The 13,215-nt window shown below is 72.1% G+C and carries 13 protein-coding genes; 4 read left to right on the forward strand and 9 right to left on the reverse strand.

Features of this window, described 5'->3' with window-relative positions; translation table 11 throughout:
• The 3 genes from AB0H87_RS20585 to AB0H87_RS20595 all read right to left on the reverse strand — a co-directional run.
• A partial coding sequence (locus tag AB0H87_RS20585) for a TfoX/Sxy family protein (RefSeq protein WP_360147682.1) occupies nucleotides 1–244 on the reverse strand: 244 nt, incomplete at its 3' end.
• 282 nt (nucleotides 245–526) lie between these two features.
• The gene (locus AB0H87_RS20590; RefSeq protein WP_360147686.1) at nucleotides 527–1,162 is read right to left on the reverse strand and encodes a peptidoglycan-binding domain-containing protein; all 636 of its coding nucleotides are present in this window, start codon (nucleotides 1,160–1,162) and stop codon (nucleotides 527–529) included.
• The gene (locus tag AB0H87_RS20595; RefSeq protein ID WP_360147689.1) at nucleotides 1,159–1,731 is read right to left on the reverse strand and encodes a hypothetical protein; all 573 of its coding nucleotides are present in this window, start codon (nucleotides 1,729–1,731) and stop codon (nucleotides 1,159–1,161) included. The genes AB0H87_RS20590 and AB0H87_RS20595 overlap by 4 nt, the downstream gene beginning before the upstream one ends.
• 129 nt (nucleotides 1,732–1,860) lie before the next feature.
• Here AB0H87_RS20595 and AB0H87_RS20600 point away from each other — a divergent pair, with 129 nt between their 5' ends.
• From AB0H87_RS20600 to AB0H87_RS20610, 3 genes are read left to right on the forward strand one after another with little or no spacing between them, the layout of a single operon-like run.
• A complete protein-coding gene (locus AB0H87_RS20600) occupies nucleotides 1,861–3,213 on the forward strand; it encodes a sensor histidine kinase (protein ID WP_360147692.1) in 1,353 nt (450 codons plus the stop codon).
• The gene (locus AB0H87_RS20605; RefSeq protein WP_360147695.1) at nucleotides 3,210–3,863 is read left to right on the forward strand and encodes a response regulator transcription factor; all 654 of its coding nucleotides are present in this window, start codon (nucleotides 3,210–3,212) and stop codon (nucleotides 3,861–3,863) included. Before AB0H87_RS20600 ends, AB0H87_RS20605 begins: the two co-directional genes overlap by 4 nt.
• A gap of 39 nt (nucleotides 3,864–3,902) precedes the next feature.
• The gene (locus AB0H87_RS20610) at nucleotides 3,903–4,787 is read left to right on the forward strand and encodes a metallophosphoesterase (RefSeq protein WP_360147732.1); all 885 of its coding nucleotides are present in this window, start codon (nucleotides 3,903–3,905) and stop codon (nucleotides 4,785–4,787) included.
• On the opposite strand, the gene AB0H87_RS20615 is transcribed toward AB0H87_RS20610, so the two are convergent.
• On the reverse strand, nucleotides 4,695–5,345 hold the full coding sequence (locus AB0H87_RS20615) for a dihydrofolate reductase family protein (protein WP_360147698.1): 651 nt from the start codon (nucleotides 5,343–5,345) through the stop codon (nucleotides 4,695–4,697). The two genes, AB0H87_RS20610 and AB0H87_RS20615, sit on opposite strands and share 93 nt — an antisense overlap.
• Before the next feature lie 70 nt (nucleotides 5,346–5,415).
• Between AB0H87_RS20615 and AB0H87_RS20620 the strand changes: the two genes are divergently transcribed.
• Complete coding sequence (locus AB0H87_RS20620) at nucleotides 5,416–6,834, forward strand: PLP-dependent aminotransferase family protein (RefSeq protein WP_360147701.1); 1,419 nt, start codon at nucleotides 5,416–5,418, stop codon at nucleotides 6,832–6,834.
• Here AB0H87_RS20620 and AB0H87_RS20625 read toward each other — a convergent pair.
• The 5 genes from AB0H87_RS20625 to AB0H87_RS20645 all read right to left on the reverse strand — a co-directional run bounded on the left by AB0H87_RS20625 (nucleotide 6,816) and on the right by AB0H87_RS20645 (nucleotide 12,435).
• Entirely contained in the window at nucleotides 6,816–7,397 is a 582-nt protein-coding gene (locus AB0H87_RS20625; protein WP_360147704.1) for a dihydrofolate reductase family protein, read from the reverse strand. The two genes, AB0H87_RS20620 and AB0H87_RS20625, sit on opposite strands and share 19 nt — an antisense overlap.
• A gap of 67 nt (nucleotides 7,398–7,464) precedes the next feature.
• Complete coding sequence (locus AB0H87_RS20630; RefSeq protein WP_360147707.1) at nucleotides 7,465–8,304, reverse strand: helix-turn-helix domain-containing protein; 840 nt, start codon at nucleotides 8,302–8,304, stop codon at nucleotides 7,465–7,467.
• Between the two features lie 17 nt (nucleotides 8,305–8,321).
• Complete coding sequence (locus AB0H87_RS20635) at nucleotides 8,322–9,095, reverse strand: SAM-dependent methyltransferase (protein WP_360147735.1); 774 nt, start codon at nucleotides 9,093–9,095, stop codon at nucleotides 8,322–8,324.
• Nucleotides 9,096–9,187: 92 nt separating this feature from the next.
• Nucleotides 9,188–9,376 (reverse strand): hypothetical protein, encoded by a 189-nt coding sequence (locus AB0H87_RS20640; RefSeq protein WP_360147711.1) that lies wholly within the window; start codon nucleotides 9,374–9,376, stop codon nucleotides 9,188–9,190.
• A gap of 38 nt (nucleotides 9,377–9,414) precedes the next feature.
• Nucleotides 9,415–12,435 (reverse strand): EAL domain-containing protein, encoded by a 3,021-nt coding sequence (locus tag AB0H87_RS20645; protein WP_360147714.1) that lies wholly within the window; start codon nucleotides 12,433–12,435, stop codon nucleotides 9,415–9,417.
• Between the last annotated feature and the right edge of the window lie 780 nt (nucleotides 12,436–13,215).

A 13,215-nucleotide genomic window follows, 5' to 3' on the forward strand; every position in this document is an offset into this window, starting at 1 on the left:
GGCCCTCGACCAAGCACGCGATCAAGGCGGCCGGCCTCGCGATGCTGGTCGAGCTGGCTTCGGCCAGCGCGGCGTCGGTGGCGTCCCGGCCGACCCGCACCAGCAGGCCGTCGTTCCGGACGCCGCAGGCCATGTTGCCGCCCACCATGAAGATCAGACTGCCGAACATCCGGCGCTCGTCGACGTCGGGGTCGGCGCCCACCAGTTCGCGGACCTGTGCGACCAAGTGATCATCACGCACCATCATCCGATCGTGCCACGCGGAACGCATCCGGCCCTCCGATCGTCAGAACGGGTATGGGACGTTCGTCGTGGGCGGCCGTGGCCGCCGCTCCGCTGCTGGTGCTCGTTTCCGCCTGTGCCGCCCTGCCCGCCGCGGACGCCGCGCCGCCGGCCCCGCCCGCGGCCGAGGCGCTCGGCGCCGACGAGGTGGCGCTGCGCGTCACCCACACGGGCGGCTTCGTGACACCGCAGTCGATTCCGGGGCGCGTCCCGGCCCTGACGATCTACGGCGACGGCCGCGTGATCACCGAAGGTCCGGTTCCGGCCATTTATCCCGGCCCGGCGCTGCCCAACCTCCAGCAGGCGCGGATCTCCGGGGCGCGGGCAGGAAGACGACCTGCGCCTGGGTGAGCCGGCCGGTGCGCTGGTAGGACTTCCGTCCCCAGGAGCCCTCCCAGCGCCTGATCGCCGCGGCGGTGGCCGCGCTGAAGTGCCGGTCGACGGTCATCCGATGGTCGGGGTCGAATCCCATGGCGACGAGGTTCGCTTCGAGCTGCCGCACGTCGGGGCCGTCGCTCATGCCGGACCCGAAGTCCCGGTAGGCGGGCACCTCCCCCAGCAGCAGGCGCACGGGCGCGTCCGACACCCGGAAGAGGACACCGCCGCGTCCGATGGTCCGGCCCGGTGGTGACACGGCGGTCAGAACGCCCGGTTCACCTTGGTAGCCCACCGCGTACGTGCCGGTGTAGGCGAGTGTGCCGTCGATCTGGATGCTCTGGGTCAGCGTGCCCCGGGTCGCCGTCGCGGTCCCGGTGGGAATTCCGGCCGTGGGCGTGGTGCCGGAGGTCGGCTCGGATCGGGCGGCGTACGCCACGCCGACGGCGAGCGGGACGGCGACCACGAGCGCGACGACGGCGCCGGCACCGCGTCGCCATCTCATTTCTTGCCCCCGCCACCGGGGCCGCCGTGGATGCCGATCTTGCCGCTCCAGATGCTGCGGCAGGCTTCGGTCGCGCTGTCCATCAGGTTCTGGGGTACGCCGTTGGCCAGCGGGGTGCCCGAGAGGTCGAACGATCCGTCGGAGTCCGGGTCAGGCCACGCCGGGAGGCCGTGCGTCCGGAAGCACTCGGCGTACTCGCGAAGCTTGCGCAGGTCGTCGGCCGAGAGCTGCTGCTTGGGCCGGAACGCGTTCGGCGGGTACCGGTCCTCGATCGACTTGCAGGCCTCGATGATGTCCTGGTGCTTGGCGGCTTCCTCCTTCCAGTTGTAGCCGTCGACGGGCGGGAAGTTGAGGTAGCCGTCCTCGGTGAGCTGCGCGTCGGGCATGCGCGGCAGGCCTTTGTCGCGCATGCACTGGACCCATTCCTGGCCGAGGGCGAGCAACTGCTGGCGGCTGACCGACGGGGAGGCCGACGGCGCGGCCGAGCCGGATGCGGCACCGGCCTGGCAGCCGGCGAGCCCGGCCGCGAGCAACAGCGCGAGGAGCACGGGGGACTTCGTTCGCGTCATGGGCAAAGCCTGGGCGGCCGTGCGGGCGAACTCGTCGGACCAGCGTTCCAGCTTCGGCCGCGGATGGTGCCGCCGATGTAGTACCTGGGTCTGACGGCATCGGCGCCCGCCGTTCCTACGATGGAAGCCGTGTCCAGGTTCGTGCCACGCCACCTGCTGACCGACGCCGGCCTCGCGGCGGCGCTCCTGGCCGTGACCGTGGCGCCGGGGTTCGTGAGCGGGCTCCTCGCCGGGCAGAAGGTCGGCGACCCGACCAGCTTCGCGGACCGCTGGGGCATCCCCGCGGAGCAGCTCTGGTGGCTGTTCGCCGGCCTGGCACTGGCCGGGGTGGTGATCCGCCGCCAGCACGCCGCCGTGGCGATCGTCCTCACGGGCGTCGGGACCCTCGGTCATCTGCTCCTGCAGACCAAGTTCCAACTGCTCGTCCTGGCCCTGCCGCTGGTGATGTACACGGTGGCCACGGTGAGCCGCCGGCGCCGCCTCGTGGTCGGCACGCTGGCGGTGACGATGGTCCTGACCTACCTTGCGATGCTGGGCAGCCGGCTCGATCTCGTGCACGACGAGAAGGCGGCGGCGGCCAAGAAGCAGGCGCAGCAGAGCGTCGTGGACGCCGCCGATCGAGCCAAGGCCGCGCACATCGAGGCGACGCCGGCCAAGACCACGAAGTCCGCGTTCCCTGAACTCCCCGTGGACGCGCTGGTCGACGCCGGTCAGGCCGTGCTCGAGCTGTGGCTGCTGCTGGTCGCGGCGTACGCCGTCGGTGACAGCATGCGCAGCCGCCGTGCGCACCTCGCCGCCGTCGAACAGCGCACCGCCGAGCTGGCCCAGCAGGAACGCCAGCGGGCGGCGCTCGCCGTGGCCGCCGAGCGGACCCGCATCACGCGGGAGCTGCACGACGTGGTGGCGCACGGGATGTCGGTCATGGTCGTGCAGGCGCAGGGCGCGGCCGCGGCGCTCGACCGCCATCCCGAGCGCACGGCCACCGCCCTGCAGCACGTGATCCAGGTCGGACGGTCGTCGCTGTCCGAGATGCGCCGGCTGCTCGCCGCCGGACGCGCCGACGCCACCGAGGACGCCACGCTCGCGCCGCTGCCCGGCATCGGCGCGATACCGGAGCTGGTCGACCAGCTGCGGTCGGCCGGGATGCGGATCGACCTGCGGATCGACGGCGTACCGGACGTCGTGCCGGCGGCCGTCGACCTGTCCGCGTACCGGATCGTGCAGGAGGCCCTGACCAACACGCTCAAGCACGCGGGTGCCGACGCCGGTGCGTGGGTGCGGCTGGAGTTCGATCCGGAGTTCGTCCAGCTGGAGGTGACCGACGACGGCCAGGGGCTGGCCGAGGGCGCGGACGGGTGTGGCAACGGCCTGCGCGGCATCGCCGAACGGGTCGCCGTGCTCGGCGGCGCGCTGGAGACCGGGCAGGTGCGGGAACGCGGGTACCGGCTGGCGGCGACGCTGCCGTTGGAAGCGCACCGATGATCAGGGTGGTGCTGGTCGACGACCAGACACTGGTGCGCACGGGCTTCCGCCTCGTGCTCGACGAGACCGACGACATCGAGGTGGTGGGCGAGGCCGCGGACGGGCCCAGGGCACTCGACGTGGTGGCGCTCACCCGGCCCGACGTCGTGCTGATGGACGTACGCATGCCGGGCCTGGACGGCATCGAGACCACCCGCCGCATCCGTTCCGGCCAGCACCCCGCGAAGGTCATCATCCTGACGACCTTCGACCTCGACGAGTACGTGCTGGCCGGCCTGCGGGCGGGCGCGAGTGGTTTCCTGCTGAAGGACGCCCTCGCCGCCGACCTGATCTCGGCGGTGCGGGTCGTGGCGGCAGGCGAGTCGGTCGCCGCGCCGAGCGTCACCCGGCGCCTGATCGCCCACTACGTGAGCCGGGCGCCGGCGCCGCCCGTCGCCGACGAGCGGCTCGCCGCCCTGACCGCCCGCGAGCGGGAGGTGCTGACGCTGGTCGCGCGCGGCATGTCGAACGCCGAGATCGCCACCGCTCTCGTCCTGTCCGAGAGCACCGTCAAGACACACCTGGGCCGCGTCCTGGCCAAGCTGGACCTGCGCGACCGCGTCCAGGCGGTCATCCTCGGCTACGAGTGCGGCCTGACCGCCACGGAGTGAGTGGCCGGTTATCGCCCGATGTGATGTTCTACGGGCGTGATGTTCACCCGCCTGGCGACCGCCGGCGCTCTCCTGGCACTGTCGGCGTGCGCCGCGGTCACGGATCCGCCCGCCCCGACCGGGGTGGTGCTCGCCGGCGCTGGCGACATCGCCTCCTGCGCCAGCACCGACGACAGCCGCACCGCCGACCTGCTCGACACGATCCCCGGCGAGGTGTTCACGCTCGGCGACAACGCATACAACAACGGCACCGCACAGGAGTTCGCGGACTGCTACGGGCCGACCTGGGGCCGCCACCGCGCCCGGACCCGCCCGGTGATCGGCAACCACGAGTACAACACCCCGGACGCGCGCGGGTACTTCGACTACTTCGGCGCCGCGGCCGGCAAGCCGGGCGAAGGCTGGTACTCGTACGACGCGGGCGCCTGGCACGTCGTGGTCCTGAACAGCAACTGCGACGTCGTACGCGGTGGTTGCGGGGCCGGTTCGCCGCAGGACAGCTGGCTGCGCGCGGACCTCGCGGCGGCCGCGAAGCGGACCGGATGCACGGTCGCGATGTGGCACCACCCGCTGTTCACCTCGAGCGCGGCGCACGGACCGACCACGGCGGTGCGGCCGCTCTACCAGACGCTCTACGACAACGGCGTCGAGCTGCTGCTCACGGGCCACAACCACCAGTACGAGCGGTTCGCACCCCAGACGCCGGCGGGTGCCCGGGACGACCAGCGCGGGGTCCGCGAGTTCGTCGTGGGCACCGGCGGCGGCGGCCCGTACGCCTTCCGGGAGCCCGAGCCCAACAGCGAGGCCCGGCTGACGGGCACGCCCGGAGTGCTACGGCTGACGCTGAGCGCTGACGCGTACGACTGGCGCTTCGTCCCGGTCACCGGTTCCACCAGCGACGAGGGGCACGGCACCTGCCACTGACCGCCGCGGCCCAGCTGGTCGACAGCGGACGCGGGCGGTCGCCGCGGGGTGCGCGCTGTCCAGGCGGTGCAGGCGGATCGGCGTGCCGCCGGGCTGGTCGTAGAGCCTGATGCCGTCTCCGAGCAGGACCGGTGCGACGTGGATGTCGATCTCGTCGACCAGCCCCAACTCGAGCAGCTGCGCGCCGATGGTCGGCGAGAACACCCCGAGGTTCCGGCCGCCGGCCGCGGCGAGCCCGATCCGGACCGCCTCGGCCGGGCCGCAGTTCACGAACGTGACGTCGGCGGCAGGCGTGGCGTCCTCGGGGTGGTGGGTGAGCACGAAGATCGGTCCCGCCCAGGCGCCGCCGAACGGTCGGCTGCGGCCCACGGTCGCGTCCCAGCCGTCCCGACCGCCGAGCACGGCACCCGTGGACCTGATGTAACCCTCGACCAGCCCCGGCTGGGTCGTGAATCCGGTCATCCAGCTCATGTCGTGCCGCGGTCCGGCCACGAACCCGTCGAGGGACATCGTGAAGGCCCAGAGCACCTTGCCCTTGCCGTGGTCGGTGTCGTTCATCGTCGCCTCCTGCGATCGGTGGTCGCCTGAACGTACGGCGGTGACTGGGCCACGGTTAAGGTCCAGTTTCATGGCAGTCCAGTGGTCCGGTCTGAGCCCGGAGATCCTGCTCGCCCTGGACCGGGGCGCGGGCGTCCGGCTGGGCGCGCAGTTGCAGGAAGCGCTGCGGTCCGCGATCCGGTCCGGTCGGCTGCAGTCCGGCGAGCGGCTGCCGTCGTCACGGAAGCTGGCCGCCGACCTCGGTGTGTCGCGGGGGCTGGTGCAGGGCAGCTACGAACAGCTGGCCAGCGAGGGCTACCTGACGGCGACCGGCGGTGGCACGACCCGCGTGGCCCCGGGCGTACGACGGTCGGCCGCGACGCAGGCCCCGGTCGGACCACCGGCCGGCGGCGGGATCGACTTCGCACCCGGCCGTCCGGATCTGCGCACCTTTCCGATGCGGGACTGGCTGTGGGCATGTGGTGAGGCCGCGCGAACGGCGTCCCGACAGGACATCGGCTACGGTGCGGGAGCCGGTTCACCGCGGCTGCGTGCGGTGCTCGCGTCGTACGCCCAGCGGGTCCGAGCCGCGTCCACCAGCGCCGAGGACATCGTCGTCTGCGGCGGCTTCACCCAGGGCGTCGCGTTGACCCTGCGGGTGCTGAAACAGCGGGGCACGTCCACGGTCGCCGTCGAGGACCCCGGCCACGCCGAGATGACCGCGCACGTCCGCCGGGCCGGCCTCGATCCCGTGCCGGTGAACGTCGACGCGGACGGCCTGGTCGTCGACCAGTTGCGCGGAACCCGGGCCACGGCCGTGATCCTCACGCCGGCGCATCAGACGCCCACCGGCGTGGTGCTGGCCCCGGCACGTCGCCAGGAGCTGCTGCGGTGGGCCGACGAGCGGGACGCAGTCATGATCGAGGACGACTACGACTCCGAGTTCCGTTACGACCGCCGGCCGGTCGGCGCCCTGCAAGGGCTCGCACCCGACCGGGTCGTCCTGATCGGATCGGTCAGCAAGTCGCTCGGACCCGGGCTGCGCCTCGGCTGGGTCCTCGCGCCGCCGAGGCTGGCCCGGGCGATCGCCGACGAGAAGTACCACAGCGACCACGGCTCACCCGGCCTCGACCAGCTCGCTCTCGCCCGCCTGATCGAGTCCGGCCGGTACGACGCGCACCTGCGCCGCATGCGACGCGCGTACGCGGCCAAACGGGTCGCCCTCACCGAGGCCCTCGGGCAGCACGCACCGCACCTGCGGTTGACCGGGCTCGACGCCGGCTTCCACGCCGTGGCGACCCTGCCCGACGGCGCCGACGAGGAGGCGATCACCACCGCCGCCGCGCGACGGGGCATCGTCCTGCACGGAATGGGCCGTTACCGCGTCCACGGCGCGAACGGGCCGCCGGCCATCGTCTTCGGGTTCGGCGACCTCAACACGCTCGCCATCACGGCCGGCATCGCCGGAGTCGCAGACCTCCTCGCGAAGGGTCAACGGCGCACCGGGTAGCGCAGGTGAAGCACCCGGTTGCCCTGAATCACCACGTCGGGATCCTCCAGCAGGTGCTGCGCGTGGACGGACCCGAAGTAGCGCTTGCCGGACCCGAACACGACGGGTACGACGTCCATGCGCACCTCGTCGACCAGGCCCGCGGCAAGCGCCTGGCCACCGACGTCGCCGGCGGCGACCTCGACCATGCGGTCACCCGCGAGCTTCTGGGCCTGGGCCACCGCTGCCTCGACGCCGTCGACGAAGTGGAACGGCGCCTCGGAGTCCCAGCCCGCGGGTGCCGGCCGGTGCGTCACGACGACCACGTGGTCGACCCCGCCCGGAGGCTTCCCGTCCCAGCCGTCGGTCAGGTCGAAGACGTGCCGGCCGGCGATCGTCGCTCCGATCTGGTCCCAGTACGGTCGGGTGTAGTCGTAGGACGTCTGGGACACCTTCACTACGCCGCTCTCGTCCAACGGGACGTCACCGCTGGTCAACCACTCGAACAGCGGTCCGGGCTGGTCGTTCTCGTCCGCGATGAAGCCGTCCACCGACACCGTGCTGTACATGACCACCTTGCCCACGGGGCTCTCCTCTGCTTTGGGATGCCGCCCAAATTAGCGTGTCGTGAGCTGCCGTTCTTGTAAGAAATCAATCGGCCGGCAGCGGCCAGCCCTCCATCGAGTGGCCGGGATGTTCGCGCAGGAACCGCCGCCGGACTTCGACGTACCGGGTCGGCGTGAGCCCGGTGAAGGCCCGGAACTCGTGGCCGAAGTGGGCCTGGTCGAAGTAGCCCGCGCGACCGGCGAGGTCGCCCCAGTCGATCGGTCCGGCGGGGTCGAGCGCGAACACGGCGGCGGTGAAGCGGTGGGTGCGGGCCAGCCGCTTCGGCGTGACGCCGATGAGCTCCTTGAACCGCTGTGCCAGATGAGTGCTGCTGACACCGGCTGCGGCGCTCAGGTCGCCGATCGCCACCGCCCCGCTGGTCGCGGCGATGACGCTGCTCATGTGGCGGACCAGCCGCAGGCCGGCGGTCTCGGACAGCCGTCTCGTCAGCTCCTCCTCGAGCAGCGTCAGCATCTCGTGCGGTCCGTCCGCGGTGGCCAGCCGATCCCGCAGCTCGGCAGTGGCGGGCCGGCCCCAGACCTGCTCCACTGTCACCGGCCGGTCGCACAGCTCGGCCGCGGGCATCGGCAGGAACGGCGCCAGCCCCCACGGCTTGAAGTGCACGCCGACGGATCGGGTCCGGAGTGGATAGCCGAACTCCCACGCGCGGGTGGGCATGGTGACCACGCAGCCGTCGGCGTACTCGGCCGTCTCGATGTCGGTGCCGCCGCGGACGCGGAACGGTGGTCCGAGGTTGACGACGAGCAACGCCGACGGCGCGGGCGGCAGCGTCAGCAGGGCGTACGGCGGCGCACCCTCGAGGTAGTAGAGGTCGTCGATCAGCCCGCCCAGCGGCGCCTGCGGCACTCTGGACACGTACTGCATCGCACTTGCAGCCCGACTCAGCTGTTCTTGCGCGCGACCCCGGCGTACTCGGAGGCAGGGGTCGTGTCGTTGCCGTCCGGCCGCCATTGCGAGCAGGTGACCAGGCCCGGCTCGATCAGGTCCCAGCCGGTGAAGTAGCGGGCGATCTCGGCCGGGTCGCGCACGGCCATCGGTGCCGCGCCGCCGTCGTTCCACATCGCGACCGCACGGTCGACCGCCTCCGGGTTGACCTCCCGGGTCGGGTGCGAGATGACCAGGTAGCTGCCCACCGGCACCGCCTTGGTCAGGGTGGCGACGATCTCGCGGGCCTGGTCGTCGTCGGTGACGAAGTTGAGGATGCCCAGCAGCATGATCGCGACCGGACGGTCGAAGTCGATGGTGCGGGCGGCCGCGTCGAGGATCGCCGCGGGGTCCCGCACGTCGGCCTCGACGTAGTCGGTGGCGCCCTGCGGGCTGCTGGTCAGCAGCGCCCGGGCGTGGACCAGCACCATCGGGTCGTTGTCGACGTAGACGATCCGGGCGTCGGGCGCGGCCGCCTGCGCGACCTGGTGGGTGTTGTCGGCAGTGGGCAGGCCGGTGCCGATGTCGAGGAACTGCCGGACGCCGACCTCGCCGGCCAGGTGGCGCACCGCCCGGCCGAGGAACTGGCGGTTGAAGCGGGCCGACTGCACCAGCTCGGGCAGGAAGGCGAGGACCTGCTCGGCCGCCTCCCGGTCGGCGGCGAAGTTGTCCTTGCCGCCGAGCAGGTAGTTCCACAGTCGCGCCGAGTGCGGCACGCTGGTGTCCAGCATGGCCAGTTGGTCGTCCGTACCCGCTGTGTCCACCGGAGCCCCTCCGCCGTCAGTCAACGCTTGGCGGTCAGCATAGACCGTGTCGTGGGCGGTCAGGACCGCGCGAAGGCGATCTGGTTCTCGACACCGCGCAACGTGGACGGCAGCGATACGCGCTGCAGTTGCTTGCCGTCCGTCGAGAAGACGACGAGGTCCCGGGCGGCCACGGCGACGATACGGTCCGTGGTCGCCCAGATGACCGCCCTCGCCTCGTGCTCGCGGTCTGCAGCAGACAAAGACATCAGCGGAGCGAAGAACCTTGCATGGCATACGGGAGAACTTATTCTCGGCCTGTGAAGTGCCACCGGGCGGCGGCGTCCGCGGGCATCGGTTTGGCGAAGAGGTAGCCCTGCGCGTACTCGCAGCCGATGTCGACGAGCAGGTCCCGGCAGGTCCGGTCGTGCACGCCCTCGGCGACCATGTCGAGGCCCAGCCGCTTCGTGACGTCGGCGACCGCCTCCACCAGCACGCGGGCCCGTGCCGAGCCCGGGTCCGCGAGGAAGGACCCGTCCACCTTGATCAGGTCGATCGCGTCCTGCCGTAGGTAGGACAGCGACGCGTACCCCGTGCCGTAGTCGTCGATCGCCACGCGTACGCCGTCCCGGCGCAGGTCCTCGAGGTAGTTCCAGGCGCGCTCGTCCTCGCCGACGAGGTCTCCCTCGGTGACCTCGAGCACCAGCCGGTCCGGGCGGACGCCGGCGTGCGCGAGCTGCCGGGTCACCCGGTCACCGAAGTCGGGCAGGCGCAGCTGCCGGGGCGCGACGTTGACCGCGACGTACCGGTCCGCCCACGGGCCGTCGTGGAACCGGGCCATGTCCGTCAGCGCGCGGGTCAGCACCCAGTCGCCGATCTCGGCGATCAGCCCGGTCGACTCCGCGACCCGGATGATCTCCGCGGCCGACAGCGGCGGGCCGCCGTCGCGTAGGCGCACGAGTCCCTCGTAGCCGACCGGCTCGGCCGAACTGGTCCGGACGATCGGTTGGTAGAACAGCGTGAGGGCGTCGGTTTCCAACGCCCGTGTGAGCCGGTCCCGGGCGCCCAGGTTCTGTCGCGTCGGCGCCGGCATGCCCGCGCGATACTGCCGCCAGCGGCCCTTTCCCGCCTCCTTGGCGGTGTACAGCGCGCTGTCCGCCTCGCGTACCAGCATGTTCGGGTCGGTGTTGTCCGAGAGGTACGAGAGCCCGATGCTGGCCTGCGAGTCGACGCGGACGCCGCCGACGGTGGCGGGTTCGGCGAGCTTGTCGGAGATCCGCTGGGTGATCGCCCGCGCGGCCGCCAGGTCGACGCCGCGCAGCAGCACCCCGAACTCGTCACCACCGAGCCGGGCCACCAGGTCCCGATCGCGTACGCACGACTCGATCCGGCGGGCGACCAGGGTGAGCAGGTCGTCGCCGATCTGGTGTCCGAACGTGTCGTTGACCGCCTTGAAGTCGTCGAGGTCGACGAAGAGGGCGGCCCAGCCGCCGTTGCCGGTGTCGGCCCGCAGCTCCTCCTGGAACCGGGTCGGGTTCGCCAGCCCGGTCAGCGGATCCTCGTTGGCGCGGCGTTCGAGGTCGAGGCGCAGCGCCCGCTCCCGGGTGACGTCCCGCAGGGTGGTGACGACGCCCTGGACGCTCGGGTCGGCGGTCAGGTCGCGCCGATAGACCTGCACCACCGCGGAGTCGCCGCCGGGGCGGTCGACGAGGCCCTCCGCGCCGTCCTCGACGCTGCGCCAGTGCGGCCCGCCGGCCTCGGCGGGCGTCACGAGCCGGTCGAACCGTTCACCGCGTACGTCTCGGCCGAACAGCCGCAGCGCGGACGGGCTGACGTACCCGATGTGCCCGTCCTGGCTGATCAGGATGACGTCCGTGCTCTGGTTGACGACGCTGCGGAAGTAGCGTTCCCGTTCCCGCTCCTCGAGCCGGTGGACCAGGTCGATCCGGTCGAGGGCCAGCGCGGCCTGGTCCAGCATCGCCTGCAGCGCCTGGTAGTGCTCGTCGAGCAGCCCGGCCGGCGCGGTCACCAGCGCGACACCGCCGGCGGTTGAAACGCCCTCAGCACCGGCGGCGGCTGTCACCGTCGTGCCGCTGTCGAGCGGGTACACGAGCTGGCCCGGCGTCCCACGCTCGTTGCCCGGCCCCGCGCGCACCTCAGGCACGACGCCACGGCGCCCGTCCCGGACGAGCCGGACGTCGCTGTCGGTGCCGGCGGGCAGGATCTCCCGGACGGCGTCGCGAACCATGCCGCGCACCTGTCGTTCGTTGGTGGCGACGGCGAGCGCGCCGAGGGTCCGGCGGACCACGGACGTCACTTCGACCCGGCGGCGGGTCGCCCGCGCGTAGAGCGCCACCCGGGCCAGGACCAGCGCGGCGATGACGAGTGCTTCGATGCCGACCAGGTAGCCCGTCTCCACCAGTCCGCGGCTCGCCTCGACCAGCAGCACCGTCGGCGCCGCGAGCAGGCCGAGCGAGATCGCGGCCAGTCCCATGGGTCCGAACCCGCGCTGCGGCGTCCGGGCGGCGTGCTTCGGTTCCTGCTCACCCGGCAGCAGAGCGGCGATGCCGCAGGCCACCACGAAGGTCAGCAGCAGGAAGCCGCCCGGCGCGGAGTCTCCCCACGTGCCGAGGACGCGGGCGCGGATGTAGAGCAGATCGGCGAACAGGAACACCGCGGTGCCCAGCGCGATCACCAGGATCTCCGGGCGGCGGCCGAAGTTGATCAGCGCGCCGAGCGCCGCCGCGAGGACCGCCACGTACCCGACGAGGGTCGCCACGGCGACGGTCATCGTGAATATCCCGCCCGCCGTCGAGTCGATCACCGGGCGGAGCACGAGTATCCAGATCACCAGCGATCCGGCCAGCGCGAGCATCGCCGTGTCGAGGACCAGCAGCGGTTTGCGGGTTGCGCTGGTCGGTTGGGCCAGCCACAGCACGCCGACCGCCAGCGGGAGGTACGCGCTCAGGAACGCGATGTCCGGGACGTTCGGGAACTCCGGCGAGTGGATGACGCCGGTGGTCGCCTGGGCGAAGAACGCGTCCCCGATCGTCAGGAGCGCGGCCGACAGCGCGATCAGCAGCCAGGCGCCGGGACGGCGTACCGTCCGGCGCCACACCGCGGTCAGGATGGCGACCACGCTGGCGCCGCCGGCGACGACGACGGCGGAGGTCCGGGTCAGATCGAAGACGTACAGCAGTGGCGCGACCGCGACGATGATCACCAGGAACAAGGCGTGCCAGACGGTGAGGCGTCCGAAGAGGTCGCGCACCATGGCCGCGTTCGTCCCGCGGCGGTCGCGCCCGGCTTCTTCGCGCACATCGATCACGACCGGTGGGGTACCCACGGAGCGCGGGCTTACACTAATCGGTCATAATGTTATTAATCGGGCGTGAGCGCGCTAGCGACAGCCGCCGCCAGCCGCAGGGTCCCGACCCCGGTGGGATGGAAGGGTGCCGGGTCTGACAGGTGTTGCAGGTCGGGACCGAGTGGCGACCCCGGGTCGGCGCACAGCGGCGTCAGGTTCGGTTCGGCCACGGCGAATCCATACTTCCCGGCGCCGACCCGCAGCACGTCGTTGAGCTGCCGGTTCATGTCGATCAACAGGCGCAGCTTGGCCGGCGACAGCCCGGCCGCGCCGGCCGGGCCCCGGGTGTCGGGGCAGTCCGCGTCAGATGCGAAGACGTCGTACGACGCGGCCACCACGACCCGCGGGCGCCCGGGCAGGTCGGCCAGGTCGCGCAGCAGGTCGCCGTAGTCGCGGTCGAAGGCGGCCAGCCGGTACGCGAACTCCCCCTGCGCCAGGTTGTCCCCACACGACTCGACGCCGTAGCAGTAACGCAGGAAATCCGTCCAGTACAGGTCGTTCGGGCCGATCACCACCACCACGTACCGCAGGCCTTCGACCTGTTTGAGCAGTCCGACCTGGGGCGGCAGCACCCGCCCGTCAATCGTCTGGGCGCCGCGCAGGCCCGCGCTGATCGACGCTCCGGTGCAGGCGAGGTTGACCGCCGGCGCGCCCATCAGCTGCCCGAGCTCGGCCGCGAGCGAGTCGACGCTGCGCGCGCAGGCGAGATCCTCGGCGGAGGCGTCGGGCGCGGTGGGGCCG

The organism is Asanoa sp. NPDC050611, assembly GCF_040654855.1.
Classification (GTDB): Bacteria; Actinomycetota; Actinomycetes; order Mycobacteriales; family Micromonosporaceae; genus Asanoa.

Coding starts and splice junctions, on each gene's coding strand:
- AB0H87_RS20590 (WP_360147686.1), bottom strand. CDS start 1,162: ATGAGATGGCGACGCGGTGCCGGCGCCGTCGTCGCGCTCGTGGTCGCC.
- AB0H87_RS20595 (WP_360147689.1), bottom strand. CDS start 1,731: ATGACGCGAACGAAGTCCCCCGTGCTCCTCGCGCTGTTGCTCGCGGCC.
- AB0H87_RS20605 (WP_360147695.1), top strand. CDS start 3,210: ATGATCAGGGTGGTGCTGGTCGACGACCAGACACTGGTGCGCACGGGC.
- AB0H87_RS20610 (WP_360147732.1), top strand. CDS start 3,903: ATGTTCACCCGCCTGGCGACCGCCGGCGCTCTCCTGGCACTGTCGGCG.
- AB0H87_RS20615 (WP_360147698.1), bottom strand. CDS start 5,345: ATGAACGACACCGACCACGGCAAGGGCAAGGTGCTCTGGGCCTTCACG.
- AB0H87_RS20620 (WP_360147701.1), top strand. CDS start 5,416: ATGGCAGTCCAGTGGTCCGGTCTGAGCCCGGAGATCCTGCTCGCCCTG.
- AB0H87_RS20630 (WP_360147707.1), bottom strand. CDS start 8,304: ATGCAGTACGTGTCCAGAGTGCCGCAGGCGCCGCTGGGCGGGCTGATC.
- AB0H87_RS20635 (WP_360147735.1), bottom strand. CDS start 9,095: ATGCTGGACACCAGCGTGCCGCACTCGGCGCGACTGTGGAACTACCTG.
- AB0H87_RS20640 (WP_360147711.1), bottom strand. CDS start 9,376: ATGTCTTTGTCTGCTGCAGACCGCGAGCACGAGGCGAGGGCGGTCATC.